Origin of the sequence: Rhodococcus sp. Chr-9 (assembly GCF_000801125.1) — a bacterium.
Classification (GTDB): domain Bacteria; phylum Actinomycetota; class Actinomycetes; order Mycobacteriales; family Mycobacteriaceae; genus Rhodococcus; species Rhodococcus pyridinivorans.
The window spans coordinates 31,373-51,169 of record NZ_JTIZ01000106.1 but is presented as its reverse complement, the minus strand read 5'-3'; the positions used below and the strand labels follow the sequence as shown (position 1 = coordinate 51,169).

The 19,797-nt window shown below is 67.2% G+C and carries 13 protein-coding genes and 4 pseudogenes; 10 read left to right on the top strand and 7 right to left on the bottom strand.

Going from position 1 to position 19,797, the window contains the following annotated elements; all coding sequences use genetic code 11:
- Positions 1 to 141: 141 nt before the first annotated feature.
- From QR64_RS28090 to QR64_RS16345, 4 genes and pseudogenes are all read right to left on the bottom strand, one after another.
- A pseudogene (locus QR64_RS28090) lies at positions 142 to 297 on the bottom strand (salicylate monooxygenase); the annotation flags it as partial.
- Positions 298 to 436: 139 nt separating this feature from the next.
- Positions 437 to 835, bottom strand: coding sequence for an excalibur calcium-binding domain-containing protein (locus QR64_RS16355; RefSeq protein WP_006553953.1), 399 nt, complete (start codon positions 833 to 835; stop codon positions 437 to 439).
- Between the two features lie 218 nt (positions 836 to 1,053).
- Entirely contained in the window at positions 1,054 to 2,937 is a 1,884-nt protein-coding gene (locus QR64_RS16350; RefSeq protein WP_039586249.1) for a ketoacyl-ACP synthase III, read from the bottom strand.
- Positions 2,938 to 2,983: 46 nt separating this feature from the next.
- Positions 2,984 to 3,817, bottom strand: coding sequence for a 3-oxoacyl-ACP reductase family protein (locus tag QR64_RS16345; RefSeq protein WP_006553955.1), 834 nt, complete (start codon positions 3,815 to 3,817; stop codon positions 2,984 to 2,986).
- Positions 3,818 to 4,489: 672 nt separating this feature from the next.
- On the opposite strand from QR64_RS16345, the gene QR64_RS16340 reads away from it, so the two are divergent.
- Both QR64_RS16340 and QR64_RS16335 read left to right on the top strand, forming a co-directional pair.
- Positions 4,490 to 5,269 (top strand): alpha/beta fold hydrolase, encoded by a 780-nt coding sequence (locus QR64_RS16340; protein WP_039586248.1) that lies wholly within the window; start codon positions 4,490 to 4,492, stop codon positions 5,267 to 5,269.
- Positions 5,270 to 5,366: 97 nt separating this feature from the next.
- A complete protein-coding gene (locus tag QR64_RS16335; RefSeq protein ID WP_006553957.1) occupies positions 5,367 to 5,750 on the top strand; it encodes a hypothetical protein in 384 nt (127 codons plus the stop codon).
- Positions 5,751 to 5,823: 73 nt separating this feature from the next.
- Here QR64_RS16335 and QR64_RS16330 read toward each other — a convergent pair whose 3' ends face one another.
- On the bottom strand, positions 5,824 to 11,301 hold the full coding sequence (locus tag QR64_RS16330; RefSeq protein WP_039586246.1) for a carboxyl transferase domain-containing protein: 5,478 nt from the start codon (positions 11,299 to 11,301) through the stop codon (positions 5,824 to 5,826).
- Between the two features lie 793 nt (positions 11,302 to 12,094).
- Here QR64_RS16330 and QR64_RS16325 point away from each other — a divergent pair.
- From QR64_RS16325 to QR64_RS16300, 6 genes are all read left to right on the top strand, one after another.
- Positions 12,095 to 13,297: a hypothetical protein gene (locus QR64_RS16325; RefSeq protein WP_039586244.1), complete on the top strand. Its 1,203-nt coding sequence runs from the start codon at positions 12,095 to 12,097 to the stop codon at positions 13,295 to 13,297.
- Positions 13,298 to 13,464: 167 nt separating this feature from the next.
- Positions 13,465 to 13,911, top strand: coding sequence for a hypothetical protein (locus tag QR64_RS16320; RefSeq protein ID WP_230826357.1), 447 nt, complete (start codon positions 13,465 to 13,467; stop codon positions 13,909 to 13,911).
- A 95-nt stretch (positions 13,912 to 14,006) separates the two neighbouring features.
- A complete protein-coding gene (locus QR64_RS16315) occupies positions 14,007 to 14,864 on the top strand; it encodes a ParA family protein (RefSeq protein ID WP_006553961.1) in 858 nt (285 codons plus the stop codon).
- Positions 14,861 to 15,373 (top strand): hypothetical protein, encoded by a 513-nt coding sequence (locus tag QR64_RS16310; protein WP_039586242.1) that lies wholly within the window; start codon positions 14,861 to 14,863, stop codon positions 15,371 to 15,373. The genes QR64_RS16315 and QR64_RS16310 overlap by 4 nt, the downstream gene beginning before the upstream one ends.
- A 145-nt stretch (positions 15,374 to 15,518) precedes the next feature.
- Positions 15,519 to 16,244, top strand: coding sequence for a hypothetical protein (locus QR64_RS16305; RefSeq protein ID WP_039586241.1), 726 nt, complete (start codon positions 15,519 to 15,521; stop codon positions 16,242 to 16,244).
- Positions 16,245 to 16,408: 164 nt separating this feature from the next.
- Entirely contained in the window at positions 16,409 to 17,392 is a 984-nt protein-coding gene (locus QR64_RS16300; RefSeq protein WP_019288129.1) for a TauD/TfdA dioxygenase family protein, read from the top strand.
- 72 nt (positions 17,393 to 17,464) lie between these two features.
- Here QR64_RS16300 and QR64_RS28710 read toward each other — a convergent pair.
- Positions 17,465 to 17,853: pseudogene (locus QR64_RS28710) on the bottom strand (AMP-binding protein); the annotation flags it as partial.
- Between the two features lies 1 nt (position 17,854).
- Positions 17,855 to 18,071: pseudogene (locus tag QR64_RS28075) on the bottom strand (acyl-CoA synthetase); the annotation flags it as partial.
- A 264-nt stretch (positions 18,072 to 18,335) separates the two neighbouring features.
- Between QR64_RS28075 and QR64_RS28070 the strand changes: the two are divergent.
- A pseudogene (locus tag QR64_RS28070) lies at positions 18,336 to 19,253 on the top strand (cbb3-type cytochrome c oxidase subunit I); the annotation flags it as partial.
- Between the two features lies 1 nt (position 19,254).
- A partial coding sequence (locus QR64_RS28065) for a cbb3-type cytochrome c oxidase subunit I (protein ID WP_235367186.1) occupies positions 19,255 to 19,790 on the top strand: 536 nt, incomplete at its 5' end.
- Between the last annotated feature and the right edge of the window lie 7 nt (positions 19,791 to 19,797).

The window sequence follows — 19,797 nt, the reverse complement described above, 5'->3', positions numbered from 1 at the left end:
AGTATGTGCTGGTCACGGTCGCTCCGGTACCTTTCGGTGCGGGACGAACGACGTATATACGGCGAATGCCGCCCCCGATCGGTGATCGGGGACGGCATTGTCCGGAACGGGACGAATTGCTCTGCGGCGCTGTGTGAGTGCTCAGCGGTTGCGGTCGGAGCTGTAGCCCCGGAGCCAGTCGGTGTACTTGTAGCTCGAGGTGTCGCGGGTGCGGAACAGCTCGTTGCGGGCCTCGCGACCGGCACCGTCGAGGTGCCACAGGTCGCCCCACATGCGTCCGGTGGTGAGGATGCGGTCGGTCGCGGAGCCGTCGGCGTCACCGGCGGAGAACTCACGCCGCCGCGCTGGCTCTGAGGTTTCCGCACGTACGAACGACGAAGGCTCTTCCATCCCGGAGAGGATGGAAGAGCCTCCGCTCTTTTACGGGACGGACCGATCAGCGCGGATCGCGCTCGCAGCCGATCCCGTCGTTGTCGCGGTCGAGGCGCGGTGCGTATCCGGGGTCGTTGCGGTGGACCGGAGCAGCGCCCGCGTTCCAGGCCTCGGTGCAGTTCTTGAACCCGCCGCTCGGTGCGGACGGAGCCGGACGGGGAGCCGGGGGAGCCGGTGTCACCTGCGGAGCCGGGCCGGCCTGAGGTGCCGGCGGGGACGGGGGAGCCGGAGGTGCCGGAGGTGCCGGCGGCGGAGCGAACGGATTGAACGATCCGCTCGGAACGAGATCGGCGATGCCCTTCGGGAGCAGGTCCACGAGAGGGAAGGCGGTGGCGGTCGAGGGTGCGGCGACCGTCAGGGCCACACACCCCAGCGTCGCAGCGACGATGCGGCGGAACTTCATGCGCGAGGCCTTTCTGTACTTCGTCCGGATCCGATTTGCCGGATCCGATCGAAATGTCGGCCTGGACGGCGCGGGTGTTACGTCGGCCGGTCGCAGACGACGATCGGCCCGCTCGCGACCGGATGTCGCGAACGGGCCGATGTACTCCGGGCCTGCCGGGGGACGGCCCGGAAGTCCGTCGTACGCCGGGATCAGGCGGCGTCGGTCCATCTGCCGGCTCAGCCGGCGTCGGCCTCCTCGAACGCCACGACCACCTTCGGGTCGATCCGCATGACGGTGTACCCCGCCACCGCTCCGGCGCCGAAGCCGGGAGCGAAGATGCGCACCGGTTCGGTGATGACCCCCTCGCGGACGGCGTCGTGGATCGCGAGTGGGATGCTCGCCGACGACGTGTTGCCGACCTTCTCGATGTTGAAGTACAACCGGTCGGCCGAGAGTCCGGCGTTCGCGGCGAGCTCGATGACCATCGTCTTGTTCGCCTGATGGGGAACGATGAGATCGATGTCGTCGAGCAGCGAACGCTCGGCGTCGTCGGGAGACGGGAGGGCCTTGATCTCGTCGAGCATCTGCGCCAGATAACGACCGGCGAGCGTCTTCACCTCGGGTCCGTAGACCGTGATGAAGTTGTCGAAGTCCGGGTTCGGCCAGATGATCGAGTTGACCTCGCTCGTCGGGCCGCTCGCGTAGCTGTTGAAGAACTCGAGATCGGGTGCCTCGCCCTCGGCGGCCGGAGAGATGACCATCGCCGCGGCGCCGTCACCGAAGATCATCCGGGACGGCCGGACGGTGCCGATCTTGTCCGAGAACTTCTCGACGCACACCACGAGGACGGGGCGCTTGACCTGCTGCAGGATGCGGGTCGCCTCGGCCAGGCCGTAGGGCATTCCCGCGCACGCCGCGATCAGGTCGAACGAGGCATGGGTCTGCCCGATGCCCAGTTCGCCCGAGATCCACGTGGCCAGCGACGGGATCAGCCGACCGCTCGTGCACGTGCAGGTGATGACCGCGCCGATGTCCTGCGGGCCGACTCCGGCGTGGGTGATCGCCTGCTTCGCCGCCGTCAGGGCCAGGTCCTCGAAGGTTCCCGAGGTGTACCGGCGCTGCTCGATCCCGGTCTTGGCCGTGATCTCGTCGGCCGACATGGGCGACCAGTTGTAGGCGGTGTTACGGATCAGGTCCTCGTTGGTGCACACCTGGTCGCCGTGCGCGACCGCGATCGCATCGATGCGGGGTGCGATCGCGAACTCCGAGCGCACGTCGACGGCCGGGTAGGGCGCAGACGGTGCCACCGGTTCGTGCCGCGTGTACGAGGTGGCCTTACGGGTCTTGCCCGACATGACCCGGTTGATGAACCGCTGGACCTCGCGATTGCGCGGATGGGAGGCCACGACGTAGTCGTCGTCCTTGAGGTCCGCGACCCGGACGAGCTCGGTTTCGCTTCCGTCCCAGGGTTGCTGGTTGTGCAGAACCATCGACCAGCGGCTCAGTGCCTCGAGTTCGGCGACGTCCTCGTGACAGTCGAGGATCTCGTCGTATCCGAAGACGGGGTGGTTCGGATCGTAGTGGCGAACACGCAGGGTGATGTTCTCCGGATCGGAGATCAGCTGTGGCACGGTCGGTTTGACCGTGGGCAGGTCGCCGGCGAAGTGACGACGCGAACCGAAGACCGCGAAGAGTCGATCGAAGATGCGGTCCTCGGCGGCACTGTCCCATGCGCGGGGGAGAGCGCGGTATGCCTCCTCGACCGCCCCCAGCCGCTCTTCGGCCTCGGGCCAGGGAGTCAGACGAGGCATGTAGACGTCGTCGCGGTTGCGGGGAACGTCGCCCCAGCGAATGACGCGCCGCTCGAACATCATCAGCGGGAATCGGTCGGCCCAGAAGACGTTCAGGGCCATGTCCCGCATGATCTCGAACTTCGAGGCGTACTTGCCCAGTTCGTGCCGGGAGAGGATCTCCGAGACCGTGGGTGCCTTGGTGTCGAAGTCGCGTCGGATGACGGCGTCGAGGTGGTCGACGCTGCCCAGCGTGGAGAAGTCGAGTTCGGGAACGAAATTGGAGGGGAAGACAATTCGGCCGTGCCGATTGAGCTCGAATGGCTGCATGTGCGAGGGGACCGTTCGATTCGAAGTAGTGGGTGGGGAGACCGGATCACATGTCCAGGCCGCCGTTGACGCCCCATACCTGACCGGTGATGTACGAGGAGGCGTCCGCGGCGAGGAAGTGCACGACCCGGGCGATCTCCTGCGGGTCGGCCAGTCGTTTCACGGGGATGGTGTCGGTGATGCGTGCGAGAACCTTCTCGGGGATGGCCTCGACCATCTCGGTGGCGACGAAGCCCGGGGTGACGGTGTTGACGGTGACGCCGATGCCGTTCGGGTCCAGCTTGTCGTTCTTGGCCAGGTAGAAGGCCGCTTCCTTGGCGAGGGTCTTGGTGAGACCGAACAGGCCGGCCTTCGATGCCGCGTAGTTGGCCTGGCCGATGTTGCCGGTCTCGCCGATGACGGAGGAGACGTTGACGATGCGTCCGGTGCCACGCTCGAGCATGTGGCGCAGTGCGGCCTGCGCCAGGTAGAACGCACCCGAGAGGTTCACGCCGATGACGGTGTCCCAGTCCTCGTCCTGCATCTTCAGCACCGTGCGGTCGATGGTGATGCCGGCGTTGTTGATCAGGATGTCGAGACGGCCGTGCGTTTCGATGACCTCGTCGATGGTGCGTCGGCAGTCGTCGGCGTTCGCGACGTCACCGCGGTGCACGGAGTAACGGACGTCCTTGCGGCCCGTCTCGTTCAGGTCTGCGAGGAACTGATCCGCCTGGGCGGTGTTGCGTCCGTAGCCTGCGGCGACGGTGGCGCCCTGGCTCGCCAGGCTGCGGCTGATCGCCGCACCGATGCCGCGTGTGCCGCCGGTGACGAAGGCGACGCGTCCGCGGAGCTTGTTTCCGCCGGCAGCGATCTGCGAGCTGGGTTCGATGGTGCTGGTCATGCTGATCTCCTCGCTGTGCGAGGGGGCGACGGGCGCGGCTGTTCGCCGACGTCGCACAAACGTCCCCTGCGCGTTGATTTCTCTGTGGAGGAGCACGTTTCGAATCCCCCTGACTCGAACGCGTGTCCCCTGAAACGAGCCTTCATCGGCTCATAACTCCCTGCGGCACCAATCATGCACCACCTCGATGATGTTGTCACCAGAAACAATTCGAGTCTCGAATTTCGTCAATTTGTCCGAATAGTTCGAGAAGTATTGGAGCACAATCATATTCGACGAAGATTCGGGGTTACCCCACGGTACGAACACGCTGAATGTTCGTATCCATCCGGACGTACAGCCTGCACGAATCGGACTGCTCCAGAATGGCACAACGTGCTACCGGGGAGTCAGGTACAACCGTGTGCACATGGCGTGGACGCGAACGTGTTTCGCGCATGGCCCCGAAAGTAATTGCAGATGAAGGGATTCGGGGTCGATTTCCTACCGTGGGCGGTCGCTTGACGCCTGTCGGGGAGAGGCGCACTCCGTGCCGCCGAAGCTCGACCAAGACGAGCTCGTTGGCATTCCCCGTTCGAAAACGCGCCACACCTGGCGTCGGTGTGATTCTCGACACTACAGAGGGTCGTTGTGGCGAAGCACAGGTCTTTCCGGCGATGAGAGGATGGCCCCGTGAGCAACACTCGTCTTGTCGAAACACCGGTGGCCGAACTCGAGGTACGTCTCGACGGGGAAGGGCCGGCAGTCGTCCTGCTGCCCTCCCTCGGGCGCGACTCCTACGAATTCGATCCGATCGCGAGCGACCTCGCCGCAGCGGAATTCACCGCTCTGCGACCGCAACCCCGGGGTATCGGCAGCAGCCGCGGACCCATGACCGGTCTCGACCTGCACGATCTCGCGGGCGACGTCGCCGCCGTCATCGAGCATTTCGACGCCGCACCCGCTGTTGTGGCCGGTCATGCGTTCGGGCACTACGTGGCCCGGGTACTCGCCGCCGACCGGCCCGAACTCGTCCGGGGGGTCGCCGTGCTCGCCGCCGGGGCCCGCCGGTTTCCGGCTTCGCTGACCGAGCGTGTCGCCAAGTGCTCCGACCTCTCGCTTCCCGACCACGAACGACTCGTGCACCTGCGCGACGTCTTCTTCGCCGCAGGACACGATGCGGCGGTGTGGCTCGACGGGTGGTGGCCCGACGCGATCGTGTCGCAGCGGGCAGCGATGGCCGCGACCGACAAGGAATCGTGGTGGACGGTGGCGCCGTCACCTCTGCTCGACGTACAAGCAGGAGAGGACGTTTTCCGGCCCGCGGAGACCCGAGGTGAGCTCGTCGACGAGTTCGGGAGCGAACTCGTCTCCACGGCCGTCGTGCCGGCTTGCGGGCACGCCCTCGTCCCGGAGGCTCCTCACAAGGTAGCCAGGATCCTGGTCGAGTGGATCCGTACGCGTCTCGGATGAAGGTTTCGTCATCTTCGGCTCATCGACCCCTCATCGTCGTGCGCCAAAGTTACCGGTGACCAGGACGAACACCGAGTCGAGGAGAACGATCATGGCGATGAGCCGCACCGCATGGGCCGTGACCGCTGTAGCGGTCGCGATGACGGCCGGCACCGTCGGTTTCGTGTCGGCGAACCGAGGTGAGTCCGCTCCCTCCGAACCGTCGTCGTTCACCGTCGCCCGCGTGGTGGACGAGACGACGACCGGCGGCCCGGATGGAACTGTTCGGGCGGGCGTCGACCCGGCCCGGGATGCGGGGCCGGGTGACCTGCCCACCGACATCCCCTACATCGACGTCACGAGCTGCGACGCGTGGTTCGAGGACTGGGACGACACGGTGCCGGACCACGTCGAGGACTTCTACGACGCGTGGGACGACCGCTGTGACGATGTACACGACGACGACCGGGACGACGACCGGGACGACGATCACGACGACTGACCCGCACGACGGCCCCACGACGACGAGACCCCACCGGAAGTGTTCCGGTGGGGTCTCGCTCTAGTTGCGTGGGTTACGCGAGCGTGCGTGCCATGCCGCGCTCGACGGCCGCGATGATCTGCGGCCGCAGCTCGACCGCCGGCACGATCGCGTCGACCGAGCCGACCTGCTGTGCGCGCTGGATGTTGTGGATCGCCTCGAACTCGGCTGCCACCTCACCGAGCTTCTCCGACCGCACCGCGGTGCGCAGAGCGGTGAGCTCGACGCCCAGTCGTGCCTTGTCGCCGTCCTCGGCGGCCCGCAGCTGCGCCTCGAGTTCCACGACCCGCGGATCGCTCGCGGTGCGCTTGTTGACGTCGCGGGTGAAGACCACCGCAGCCGCCGGAGCGCCACCGAGCACCGAGGCGAACGAACCCTCCACGGCGAGGACTTCCATGTTCTCGTTCAGTGCGCCCGAGAACACCACGAAGGCACCACCGTGGTAGCGGGAGACCACGACGAACACGATCGGACCGTCGAAGTTGACGATGGCCCGGCCGATCTCGGCGCCGTACTCGAGCTGCAGGTTGCGCAGCGACTCGGGGGAGCCGTCGAAGCCCGACAGGTTGGCGAGCACCACGAGCGGACGGTTGCCGCTCGCCGCGTTGATCGCCCGTGCCGTCTTCTTCGACGACTTGGGGAACAGCGTGCCCGAGGTCCACTGGTCCGGTCCGTCGGCGGGGAACCAGCCCTTGCGCGGGATCGCGCGGGACTCGATGCCGATGACCGTCACCGGGTTTCCGCCCAGGTGTGCGTCGAACACGACCGAGGTGTCGGCGTCGGCCATGTCGGCCCACCGTTCGAGCACAGCGTGGTCCTGGTCGACCACCGAGCGCATCACCGTACGGATGTCGAACGGCTTCTTGCGATCCGGGTTGGTCTCGGACGAGAAGATGTCGCCCACGGTGGTGAAGTCGCTGGACGGATGCACGTGCGGGTACACGCACACGTTGCGGTCGACCGGGTCGGTGGACGCGGCCTTGCGCGGGAAGCGCTCGCCCGGCGCGACGTAGGCGTGGGCGTAGTGCGCGAACAGCGTCTCGATGGCGGCCCTGAGGTTGGGGGCCCAGTACTGCGCCTGACCGTTGGGGCCCATGACGCGGTCGTAGCCACCGATACCGAAGTTGTCCTCGGCGGAGACGCCACCCGAGTAATCGAGCGACTGCTTGCCGGTGAGCACCATGGCGCTGTCCGGGGTCATCACGAGGATGCCCTTGGTGTGCATGAGCATCGTCGCCTCGGCGTTCCAGTACGGCTGCGCGCCGACATTGATGCCGGTGACCACGACGTTGATCTCGCCGCCGTTCTGCGTGAATGTGATGATGCGACGCAGACCGCGCGACACCCAGTCCATGTTCTCGGTGCCCGAGTCCATGGAGATCGTCGCGCCGGACGACAGCGCGAACCACTCGACGGGAGCGTTCAGGCTCTCCGCCAGGTCGATCGCGGCGACCACACGGGAGCACTCGGCCTCCGCGACGGTGCCCAGCGCCTTGGTGGGATCACCGAACAGCGTGACGCGCTTCATGCCCTCGGGGTACCGCGGGGTCGGGGTGTCGACGACGCCGACGATCAGACCCGCGGTGTTGCGGCCGTAGGGGCGGTCGACGGGCACGAGGGTGCCCTGCTCGTCGAAGTCGTACTCGACGAAGGTGCCCTCGCCGCCGGTGAGCAGCGGGATCAGCTCGTACGGGTAGACGGTGCCGCGGGCACGGGACCGCTGGACCTTCTGGGTGTACTCGTCGAGCGGCTTCAGCGGCTCCTTCGGCGGCTCGGTGACCCGCACGATGACGCCCGCACCGGAGCGGTACGAGAAGCGCAGGGCGACCTCGCGTGCCGGCTCGTCCTGGCGATCACGCCACGACCCGATGACGGTGATCTCCTCGAGTCCGGCACCCACGGTCAGCGGCGCGGCGTTGCGGCCGATGCGGCGTAGGTCCTCCATGTCGAGATCGACTGCGGGCCACACGTAGAGCACCACGCGGTTCGCGTCGAGACGTCGCCCGCCGCGGTTGGCCTGGGCGCGTCGCATGCCGTCGAGCGAGCTCGCGAGAGCGCGTTCGAAGGCCGGCAGTCCGACGATGCGACCGGACTCGTCGCGCTGCGGCGTCAGGTCGCGCACCTCGGCGAGGGCGATGAACCGCTCATCGGACGGATTGTCCTGCGACACCAGGTGATACAGGTAGGTGTCCGGGTTGGCGGGCAGGCGGGTGCCGTCGAAGTTCTTCAGGCGCCACAGATCCAGACGCTGACCCGTGAGCGGGTGGATGTCGCGGATGTTGGTCTCCTCCGCGTATCCGGTCTCGTAGGGGCGGAAGGTGAACACGTGCTCTTCGGCCGTGTCGGTGTGGCAGACCGTCACGGTCACGCGACGGGCCACGCCGGTCACCGGGCGTGTGGCGAGTTCGGCGCGCAGCGCGTCGGCCTGGGCGTCAGCATCGGCCGGAGCGTCGTCCCACGCGAGGTACAGGTCGATCACGAGGTTCTTCGTGTCGGGAACCGAGGCCGCCGACTCCTCGACGGCGTCGAGCAGCGACGCGAACTCGGCCTGCGGGGCCTCGGCGGAGATCAGGTACAGGCGCGTGCCGCGCAGATCGAAGTTGCCGGTGACGAACTGGTGTCCGCCGACGGTGCACGAACGCACGTCCTCGAGGGTGCGGATCTTGTACGCCCGGCGAGCGATGACCTCGAGCAGCGGGCCCGGAACGGTCTCCGGACGCGTGATCTGCTGTGCGAGAAGGTCGATCAGCGGCTCGGGTGTGGCGACCAGCGAATCGATGCGCTGCGCGTAGTCCGTCGCCTGCGGATGCTCGGCGAGGTACGCGAGCGAACCGCGGACCCCGTCGTAGACCTGCTCGCGGGCCTTGCGGATCACCGGCTCCTCGAAGTAGCGGTACCGCAGGTTGCGGGCGGTGTCGCCGATGACCGGGAAGCGGACCTGGGTCGCGACGATCAGCCGGTCGAGGACTTCGTTGAGCTCGTGGGAGATCCCCACCTCGGTGTCGTCGCGCTCGACCCAGCGGTCGAGTAGCGAGGTGACCACGGGGACGTGGGCCTCGATGCGCTCGAGCGCGAGGAACAACCGGTAGACGGCCTCCTCGAGCTCCGGGGTGCGATCGAGTTCCAGGACGTCGTAGTGCCACAGGGCACGGGCGAGACGCGCGCGGAAGCTGTCGGGCAGACCCCCGACCTCCACGTCGAGCGACTGCAGGTAGCCGTGGAAGAACTCGCGGGGGCTGTGGACCCGGTCGTCGCTGTTCTTCTCCTCCTCGGTCGGACGGTTGCGCGACAGTTCGCACACGTCCGCGAAGGTCGTCAGCAGCGAGAGCTCGGCGCGGACGAGCGCGCACGAGTCGACCGAGCCGGAGAGACGCTCGTACTCGGCGAGCAGTGCCGCGGTGCGCTCGGCGGACACGTCGTATCCGGTGACCAGAGCGGCGAGCGAGTCGAGGCGAGCGAGTGCGTCGGCGGCGACATCGTCGCTGAGCGAGGGCGCCGGTGCAGCGAACTCCACGCGCTCGACGGTCTCGGTGACGACCTCCTCGACGATCTGGTCGACCCGCAGAAGCGGGGCGCCCGCGTCGACCTGCGCGTTGACGACGGCGAGGATCTCGCGGACCTTGCCGGCGAAGGGAGCGCGGACCGCGGTCTCCATCTTCATCGACTCGAGCACGACGAGGGTCTGACCGGCCTCGACCTCGTCACCGACGGCGACGGGAACCGCGACGACCACGGCCGGGGCAGGGGTGCGCACCACGCCGGCCTCGTCCTGGCTGATCTGGTGGCTGATGCCGTCGACCTCGACGAGGAAGTGGGCCGGACCGGCGATCGACACCACGTTGTGGCGGCGTCCGCCGAGGGTCAGGCGCGACTCGTAGTCGCCCAGCCGCTCGACGTCGACGTCGAACTCGGCGGAACCGGTGTCGACCCGGTAGCGGTGCGGGCCGACCTGGCCGACGACGAGCTCGTAGGCCTGGCCCTGGTAGCTCAGCTCGATCTTGCGTCCGACGGCGTGTCCGGCACGCGGGCGACCGCCGCGGGCCGAAGCGAGGAAGGCGGAGCGCTCGTGGGCCTCGTCGGTGTCGTAGACATCGACGGCCGTCGCGATCAGAGCGACGTCGGCGACCTTGGACGGACCGGTCTCGGTGCCGGCGCCGGTGCGGTCGAGCCAGCCGGTGTCGGCGGAGGCGTCGATGACCTCGGGACGGTCGAGCAGGTCGAGCAGGAACGACTTGGTCGTCGTGCCGCCGTCGAGGACGACGGTGGTCTCGCGCAGAGCGGTGCGCAGGCGGGCGAGTGCCTCGTCGCGGTCGCGGCCCCACGCGATGATCTTGGCGACCATGGAGTCGTAGTCGGGCGGAATGACGTCGCCCTGGGCGATTCCGGTGTCGACACGCAGACCGGAGCCGAGCGGGAACTTGAGCAGCTGCACGGTGCCGGGGGCGGGTGCGAAGCCGTTGGCGGCGTCCTCGGCGTTCAGGCGGGCCTCGACGGCGTGCCCGAACTCGCCGGGGCACTCGCCGGGAAGCTTCTCGCCGGAGGCGACGAGGATCTGCAGCTTGACGAGGTCGATGCCGGTCGTGGCCTCGGTGATGGGGTGCTCGACCTGGAGACGCGTGTTGACCTCGAGGAAGGTGAAGATCTTCAGGTCGGGCTGGTAGAGGTACTCGACGGTGCCGGCACCGGCGTAGCCGGCGGCGCGGACGAGATCGGCCGAGACCGTGCGCAGGTGGTCGGACTGCTCCTTGGTGAGCAGCGGCGAGGCGGACTCCTCGATGACCTTCTGGTTCTTGCGCTGGATCGAGCAGTCGCGCACGCCCGGGGCCCAGACGTTGCCGTGCTTGTCGGCGATGACCTGGACCTCGACGTGGCGTGCGTCGGTGACGAGACGCTCGATGAACACGACGGGGTCGCCGAAGGAACGCTCGGCCTCACCCTGGGTGCGCTCGAGGGCGAGCTCGAGCTCGTCTTCGGCGTAGACCTTGCGGATGCCACGGCCACCGCCGCCGGAGCGGGCCTTGATGATCAGCGGGTAGCCGATGGCCTGCGCGTGGCGGCGCGCGTCGGCGCGGGAATCGACGGGTCCACCGGACCACGGTGCGACGGGAACGCCGACCTTCTCGGCGAGGAGTTTCGCCTCGACCTTGTCGCCGAGCAGACGCATGGCGTCGGCGGAGGGACCGATGAAGGTGATCCCGAGGCGGGCGCACAGCTCGGCGAAGGCGGGGTCCTCGGCGACGAAGCCCCAGCCGACCCAGACGGCGTCGGCCTTCGCCTCGAGGAGCGCGCGCTCGAGTTCTGCATGATCGAGGTAGGGGGTCGCCGCCGTCGTCGACGGCCGGAGGGTCACTCCTTCGTCGGCCTGACGGACGAACATCGCCCGTCGCTCGGCATCGGTGTGCAGAGCGATCGTCTTGATGTCGTAGCCGTGCTCGGAGTTGAGCTCCCGGACTGCCCGGATGAGGCGTACGGCCGCCTCACCGCGATTGACCACTGCGATCCGCTTGAACATACTCGTTGCCACCGTTCTCCATGGTTTGTGCACGCATCGGGCGCGCGTCTCGAAGCTCCACCCCAATGAGGAAGTCAAACTAACCGGTCCTACCTTCCACGTCTCGTGTTGGCGACGCGAGCGGGAACATGTAGCGGTCGGCTCCTCGTGGTTGGCATGGGCATGCGTGTTCGTCGTCGATCCACCGGGCAACATCCGCGGTGTCCGAAGGACCGTTTCGAACAGGTCTCCGCAGCTACGGCCGTCGGTTGCGACGGTCACGTCCCCCTGGGCGAAGGCTCCGTTCGGATTACAGCATGGAGGAAACATGAGGGTTTGTCACGTTTTGCTTCCATGCGGGGCGATCGGCGGCGCCCTCGTGGCCGACTTCTCTCACAGGCATTCGCGCGCAGAGGATTTCGCTCGGGAACGGGTGTCGGGGAGGGGGTCTCCGGTCCCGGAGGCTGCCGGTACTGTGCAGTAACACCGATCGGTAACTTCCTGAGGGGTCAGGGACCCGTCGCCGGCGTCCTCTCGCTTCTGCTGGTATGCAACGGTTTTCGCGCGCCCCCGTCTCGGGCGCGATCCGGGATCGGGCAAATCGTTCGGAGCTACCTCGATAATGCTGTGACATCCGTCACGAAGGGCGAAAAGGTGAAGGTCTCAACCGAACCGGAGCGCGGCCGTGGACGTGTGGGATCGTGCCCGTCGAGCGCCCGGGATCGGGGCCGTTACCGGGCATTTCTCCGAGCCCGCGCGGAATCTGGAACAGTGGACGGTGCATGCCTGCGGACGAGCCGCGAGGAGGATCCCCGTGTCCGAAGCCGATCGACCCCACCTCCCGGGGCGCGACGACGCGCCCGGCCGGGACATCCCGTCGGTGGACCGGCGGACACGTATCGCCGGGCAGGTCCGCCGGTGGTGCGAGACCGGCAGTATCGAGGGCGGGCACGCTCCTCTGTCGGACGCCGCGGCGGTCGCACTGGCCGCCGGCTACCTCGACGAATCGGCACGTGCTGTGCTGGCGAACCGCCGGCGCGTCGGGCGCCGGTTGCCCACCCTCGACGGATTCGGTGAGCTGCGCCGCCTGTCCGACGAGCACGCCCGCCTCCGCACACGGATCGACGGCCTGCGTCCCGGCGCTGCGCGACTCGCACTCGAATACCGGGCCAACGAGCTCGGCAAACGCATCCGGGCGGCGCGACAGACCGTCGTGCACTCGCCGCTGCACTACGCCCAGGGCGTCCGCGCCGTGCGCCGCGACCGACGCGACGGGCTGCATCTCGAGATCGAACAACGCGAGGCGCTGTTCGCTGCACTGCGACGCACCCCGGCGCCCCTGCCCGTCACGCCCGTCGAGCAGGCCCGGGGAGTGGTGCTCGGTGTCGCCGTCGACCGCGTGGGTCGCTGGTCCGAACGCACCCCGCTGGCCGAGACGGGGCGTCGCGTCGCCGAACGGCTCGGACGCGAGGTGCCCTCCGGCGACGACCGCTTCGTCGACCGCTACGACACCCTGCTCTTCCTCGCCGGTTCCCTGTACGACCGCGTCGAGGCATCGGCGGCGTGGCGTTCGGAGTACTTCGAGGTTCAACGAGCCCAGCTCGATCTCGCCGAGGAGCTCACCCAGATCGCGGTGGACACCGTCGCCCTGCGCGACCTGCTCGACGAGTTGCAGTCCGCGATCCGATCGGCGCCCGAGGCGCGGTCCGGTCTCGAATCCCGGGTGGCAGCGCTCGAACCGGTATGGGACCAGATCCTTGCGCGCGTCACCGCGCTCGCGCGCATCGGCGACCTGCTCACGCGCGCGGAGGGCCATCTGCATCTCGCACACATCGCGCAGCGGACCGCGAGTCTCGACCAGCGGATCGACGACCTGATCGGCAGATCGGGTGCGCGCGAGTTGTCCGCCGAGAACACCGATTTCGTCGGCGACCAGCTCGGCGCCGCAGCCGAACCGATGGTCGCGCTCCGCAGTGCTCTGTGGACGGACATCGCCGAGCTCACCGCAAAGGAGTAACTCGGAGTTACTGTCATTTGTCACATCGATTCGGCTGCGTTTCGGGTCGTATCCCCGAACTCGTGGAAAGTGACCGTCTTCGCTGGTGTATTCGTCCGAACCGGTGGTAGCTTCCTCGCGTCCTATCGGGGGTCGATACACAGGGGGGTGCGGTGGCGTCGCGGTTCGTGCGTACGGGTTTTGCGCTGGCTGTCGCTGCGGTGCTGGGGGTCTCGGGTTGTTCGGGGGCGACGACGAGCGTGTCCGTCGTCGACGACCCGCAGCTCGAGGCCGAGTTCGAATCGGTGCTCGTCTCCGGACAGTCCCGCACGCTCGGGGAGGTCGCGGCCGCAGCGGGTGTCGAGTCGTGGGACCGGATGTACTACTTCCGCGTCCCGGTGCTGATGAGCGAACTCAACCGCGTGATGCACACCCCCGGAGTCACCTGGCGGAACATGCCGGGATCCGATGCCGAAGGGCTCATCGTGTTCGTCTCGGAGGGGCAGATCGTGCGCGCGGTCGCCGACCGCGAGCCGCCGCTGTACCTGAGCGGTTTCGCGACCTCCGATTCGTACGTCACGCCCGACGAACTCGCCGGCATGCCCCGTCTCGCGGTCGAGTCGAGGGGCCGCTGATCCGGTAGCTGTCACCCGGCTGCCTCGTATGTCCGCCTTCGGGTAGTTTTGCTCGCGATATCGAGTAATGAATTTCTTTCCCGAAGAGGTGTGGGGTGGCACGGGTAATCGCGACGATCAACCTGAAAGGTGGCGTCGGCAAGACCACGACGACGGCCGCTCTGGGCGAGTTCATGGCGGCGGAGTTCGGGCAGCGGGTGCTGATGATCGATCTCGACCCGCAGACCAACCTCACCACGATGATGGTGGGGGAGGAACGCTGGCAGGAACTGAACGAACTCGGTCTGACCCTCGCGACGCTCTTCCGTAAGGCGATCACGCCCCACGCCGACGCGTTCGACATCGAGAAGGCCGTCCAGAAGAACGTCTCGCCCGTGCGAGCGGTCCGTGATCTCGACCTGCTCGCGTCGTCGCTGGATCTCATGGACATCCAGGAGGGGCTCACCCACCAGCAGTACGCCGATCCCGGCTCGCACCGTCCCGTCGAGGTGCTGCTCTCCGCTGTCCGGCCCATCGCCGACCGGTACGACTACATCCTGATCGACTGCCCGCCGAATCTCGGGATCCTCACCCTCAACGGATTGCGTCTCGCCGACGGCTATCTCATCCCGACGATTCCCGACATCCTGTCCACCTACGGAATTCCGCCGCTGCAGACGAAGATCCAGGAATTCGCGACACGGACCGGGCACACCGTGCGGGAGATCGGTCTCGTCATCACGAAGTACCGCAGTGCCTCGAATCTGCACCGCACGATCATCGAACAGCTCCAGCGCGACCCCCGGATTGCGAGCGTCGTTCCCGCCTGGGTGCCCGAGGCCAATCAGATCGCGGCGTCCGCCGAGTTCGTGCCCTACGGCACGCTCAAGCGAAAGTACGGCAACACCGGCCAGTACGACGCACTGCGAATCCTCACCGAGACGATCATGATGAATGCGCAGGTGTACCTGTGACGAATCCCGACCCCGATACCGACATGGCACAGGCGCGTCTGCGGGTGCGCATCGGCGAGGCGGGTTCGGCGTTGCTCCGTCTCGACGAGGCGGCACCCGGCACGGCCGGCGCGCTCGTCGCTCTCGTCCAGGTGATCGCCGATGAGGCGGCACGCACGCCGCGGTTCGCGAGGGCACTCGCGGGAGCGCTCTCGGTTACCGCGGACGCAAGCGCCCCGACCCCTGCTCCCGCTCCTGCTACGCGCCCGGCCGCGGCCCGAACGTCTGCGCGTCGCAGTCGTCGCGCACCCGGGGCCTTCGACCCGTTCGTGGTGTTCCGCGAGAGCGGCGAGGCGACTCTGCGGGAGAGGCTGTCGACCCTCGGGGTCGAACAACTCAAGGACATCATCGCCGAGCACGCCATGGACTACGACAAACTCGCGATGCGCTGGCGCACCCCGTCCAAACTTCAGGACCGCATCGTCGAACGGGTCAAGGCGCTCACCACGAAGGGTGATGCTTTCCGGTGATCGGTCACATGCAGTTCTTCTTCTGCTCGTAGCCACGTATGGTCGCACCAGACCTCCGGTCTCGATGAGACCGCGCAGGACGTGGGCACATCGCGCGTCGATCCCGATTCACTGCTCGATGTGCGCACCGAGAAGAGGAGTCGATATGGGGGACATCGTTCGACAGGGAGTCGCGGCCTTCGTGGCCGAGGTTCTGGCGCGAGGCGGCCGGGCCGAGCCGATCCCTGGACAGCGGGACGTCCGCGTACAGGGCGCGGACGGATCCGAACGTGTGGTGCGGGTGTGCTCGACGGCGAGCGATCCGTGGCTCGCGCGACGCCGCGACGGAGTTCCCGCCGCCGACGGTGCGGGCGTGTCGTACTGGGTGTTCGTCGATCTCGCACCCGAGCTACCGGAGTTCTATGTGGTGGACGCGGACGACATCGAAGGGGGAATCGAGGAGGAGGTCGCGCTCTGGCTCGCCGACCGCCCCGGCCGGACACCGACCGGCAGCCACCCGATTCAGCGCAGCAATGTCGTTCACGGTCAAGATCATTGGGATCTGCTCGGTCTCGACGCGGTCAAGGATCCCGACCACGACGCGGCGCCGGTGCCGGCAGCGGCCGTCCGCGTAGCACGTCCGGCCACACCGGTGGTCGCCGAACCCGACACCGACGACGGACGGCTCGCGGTGGTCGCCGATATCGGGGGATACCGCGTGCAGGGGCGCGTCGATCCGGTGTCCGGGACGCTCGAGATCAACCGGGGACCGATGGAGGGGCGTCGTTTCCCCGACGCCGCGGCAGCCGCACAGGCGCTCGTCACCTTCTTCGACGACCACGAGACCGTCCCCGACGGCGACACCTTCTGGCGGAGCGAGATCCTCGAGTGAGAACGCACTCCCGATAGCGGCTTCGGCTCGTTTCGATCTCCCGTAAGCGAGCTCGGCTCGTTTCGATCTCGCTGACCACAACCGTCGACTCTGCCGACGGATGGCGGTGAACTGAATCGGCGCAAGCGACAACGCCAGGTTCAGATCATCGAAGGAGAGATCGCATGACCATCACCGAACTCGATCGCGATACGACCACCGCCGAATCCGTCTACACCGCCGGGGGCATCGTCGTCACCAAGCTGGGGGAGCATATCGGTGCGCGGATCGACGGGGTGCGGTTGTCCGGCTCGTTGGCGTCCGAGACCGTCGAGGCCATCCGCTACGCACTCGCCGTGCACAAGGCGATCGTCTTCCGCGACCAGCATCACCTCGACGACGAGGAGCAGTGGGCCTTCGCCGGCCTGCTCGGCACGCAGACCCAGTCGCACCCCACGGTCCACTCGAAGGGTAAGCGGCTGTTGCCCATCGAGGGTGCTGCGAACAGCTGGCACACCGACGTCAGTTTCGTCGACCGCATTCCGAAGGCGTCGATCCTGCGGGCGGTGACCCTGCCGCCGTACGGCGGTGCGACGACGTGGGCCTCCACGACCGCGGCCTACGAGCAGTTGCCGGATGCGCTGAAGGCGCTCGTCGACAACCTGTGGGCCCTGCACACCAATCTCTACGACTACGCCGAGAAGCTCGACGCGGGCAGCTCCGATCCGGCGCTGACCGAGGAGCGACGCCGCTACCAGGACGAGTTCCGCCGCAACACCTACGAAACGATCCACCCGGTGGTGCGGGTCCATCCCGAGACGGGTGAGCGCACCCTGTTGCTCGGTCACTTCGTCAAGGAGTTCGTCGGTCTCGAGCCGTCGGAGACCGCCGCGCTGCTCCAGCTGCTGCAGAGTCGGATCACGAAGCTGGAGAACACGTTCCGCTGGTCGTGGGAGAGTGGCGACGTCGCGATCTGGGACAACCGCGCCACGCAGCACTACGGCATCGCCGACTTCGGCGACCACACCCGCCGCCTGCATCGCATCACCCTCGCCGGCGACATCCCCGTCGGCGTCGACGGCTCGCGCAGCAGGGTCGTGCAGGGCGACGCGAGCGAGTACTCGGTGGTCGAGGAGCCGGCGCGACTGCCCGGCTTCGACGGGCACTGACACAGCAGAGCGCGAAACGGTCATAGGAGCGCGAAACATCCCGCGCCGAAGACCGTTTCGCGCTCCTCAACGTCAGGCCACGACGTACTTCTCGTTCTCGCGGACCCACAGCACGCCGTCGCCCGCTGTGGGGCCTTCCTTCTCGAATTCCTCGGGTACGAGCGACGTCTCGTCGCGCAGCACGATCGCGGTCATGATAGGGGCGGCGGCGAGGTTCTCACCGTCCACGCGCATCCAGTCGGCCGTGCGACCGGCGAGGTAGATCCAGCCGTCCGCGTCCTTGTAGGCCACCCGGCGAGGATCGCGTTGGAGTGGAACAACGGCATCGACAGGTAGATTACGTCGTCGCTCGTGATCGAGAACTGCGGGACGAGCGTGCTGCCCGAGAACAACACCATCATGTGGGCGAGCATCACCGGCTTCGGATCGTCGCTCGTCCCCGAGGTGAAGATCAACATGAANCCCGCCACTCGGGGCTCGCGACGTCGAAGACGGCGACGTCGCCGAGATCCAGGCCGTCCAGCAGAGGGGCGTGCTCGGCATCGGTCAGCAGGATCTGGCAGTCCGCACGCAGGATGTCGCGTGCCAGACCCTCACCGCGTCGGGTGTTGTTGAGGCCGACGAGCGGGAAGCCCGCGAGCCCGGCCCCGGCGATCGCGTGGACGACGGCCGCGGTGTTGTTCTCGAACAGGTCACGGAGTGCCTGCTGGACGGTCTCTGCCATGGCTACCTCGGATATATGGAGAACACGTTCTCTTCGCCGTACACGAGTCGTTCGGGTCGCTCGTCGTCGCGTCACAATTCGGTCCGCGAACCCGGTGCGCGTGTGAGGTGGAACGCCTACTCTGAGTTCACCTGCAGCATCGCGGGTGGTGATCGCCGTGCGCCGTCGATCCCGTCCGCGCCGCACCGTTGCCGCCTCACGGCGGCTCGAGGAGGCCCGATGAACGCGGTTGTCGCTCCCGTCAAGCCCACGCGGCCCTATCCACCGCGAGCGAAGTCCAAGGGGGCGGTCCTCCATGACCTGATCACCACCACGGACCCGAAGACGCTCGGGCTGATGTACATCTTCACCTCGTTCGCGTTCTTCCTGTTCGGTGGTCTGCTCGCCCTGCTGATGCGCGCGGAGCTCGCGGTGCCCGGGCTGCAGTTCCTGTCGAACGAGCAGTACAACCAGCTGTTCACCAACCACGGCGGCATCATGCTGCTGATGTACGCCACGCCGGTCGTCTTCGGTTTCGCGAACTACATCCTGCCGCTGCAGATCGGTGCCCCCGACGTCGCCTTCCCGCGCCTGAACGCCTTCAGCTACTGGCTCTTCCTCTTCGGCGCACTCACGGTCGCCTTCGGATTCATCACGCCCGGCGGCGCTGCCGATTTCGGCTGGACGTCCTACATGCCGCTCGCCGACGAGATCCATTCGCCGGGGATCGGCGGCAATCTGTGGTTCCTCGGCCTGATCGTCATGGGTCTCGGTACCATCCTCGGCGGCGTCAACATGATCACCACCGTGGTGTGCATGCGCGCGCCCGGCATGACCATGTTCCGAATGCCGATCTTCACCTGGAACATCTTCATCACGATGATCCTCGTGCTCCTCGTCTTCCCGCTGCTCGCCGCGGCCTTCATGGGTGCCTTCGTCGATCGGGTGATCGGCGGCAACATCTACGACCCCGCGACCGGCGGTGTGCTGCTCTTCCAGCACCTGTTCTGGTTCTTCGGTCACCCCGAGGTGTACGTCATCGCGCTGCCGTTCTTCGGCATCGTCTCGGAGATCTTCCCGGTCTTCTCCCGCAAGCCGATCTTCGGATACAGCGGCCTCGTGTACGCGACCATTGCCATCGCCGCGCTCTCCATCGCGNTCGCGACCTACGCCGGCATCTACTTCTGGTTCCCGAAGATGACCGGCAGGATGATGGACGAGCAGCTCGGCCGCTGGCACTTCTGGCTGACCTTCATCGGTTTCCACACCACCTTCCTGGTGCAGCACTGGCTCGGTAACGAGGGCATGCCGCGTCGCTACGCCGACTACCTGCCCTCCGACGGGTTCACCACCCTGAACACCATCTCGACGATCGGGGCCTTCGTCGTGGGCGCGTCGACGCTGCCGTTCCTGTGGAACGTCTTCAAGAGCTACCGCTACGGCCAGGTCGTCACGGTCGACGACCCGTGGGGTTACGGCAACTCGCTCGAATGGGCGACGACCTGCCCGCCGCCGCGGCACAACTTCTACGAGCTGCCGCGGATCCGCTCGGAGCGTCCCGCCTTCGAGCTGCACTATCCCGACATGGTCGAGCGGATGCGTGCCGAGGCGCACGTGGGTCCGGGTAGCGACAAGCACGAGGTGAACGTGCTCGAAGGTGCCGACCGCACGCCGGGCGACATCCCCCGGGAGTGATCGACCG

Coding starts and splice junctions, on each gene's coding strand:
- QR64_RS16355 (WP_006553953.1), bottom strand. CDS start 835: ATGAAGTTCCGCCGCATCGTCGCTGCGACGCTGGGGTGTGTGGCCCTG.
- QR64_RS16350 (WP_039586249.1), bottom strand. CDS start 2,937: ATGCAGCCATTCGAGCTCAATCGGCACGGCCGAATTGTCTTCCCCTCC.
- QR64_RS16345 (WP_006553955.1), bottom strand. CDS start 3,817: ATGACCAGCACCATCGAACCCAGCTCGCAGATCGCTGCCGGCGGAAAC.
- QR64_RS16335 (WP_006553957.1), top strand. CDS start 5,367: ATGAGCCGCACCGCATGGGCCGTGACCGCTGTAGCGGTCGCGATGACG.
- QR64_RS16330 (WP_039586246.1), bottom strand. CDS start 11,301: ATGTTCAAGCGGATCGCAGTGGTCAATCGCGGTGAGGCGGCCGTACGC.
- QR64_RS16305 (WP_039586241.1), top strand. CDS start 15,519: ATGGGGGACATCGTTCGACAGGGAGTCGCGGCCTTCGTGGCCGAGGTT.
- QR64_RS16300 (WP_019288129.1), top strand. CDS start 16,409: ATGACCATCACCGAACTCGATCGCGATACGACCACCGCCGAATCCGTC.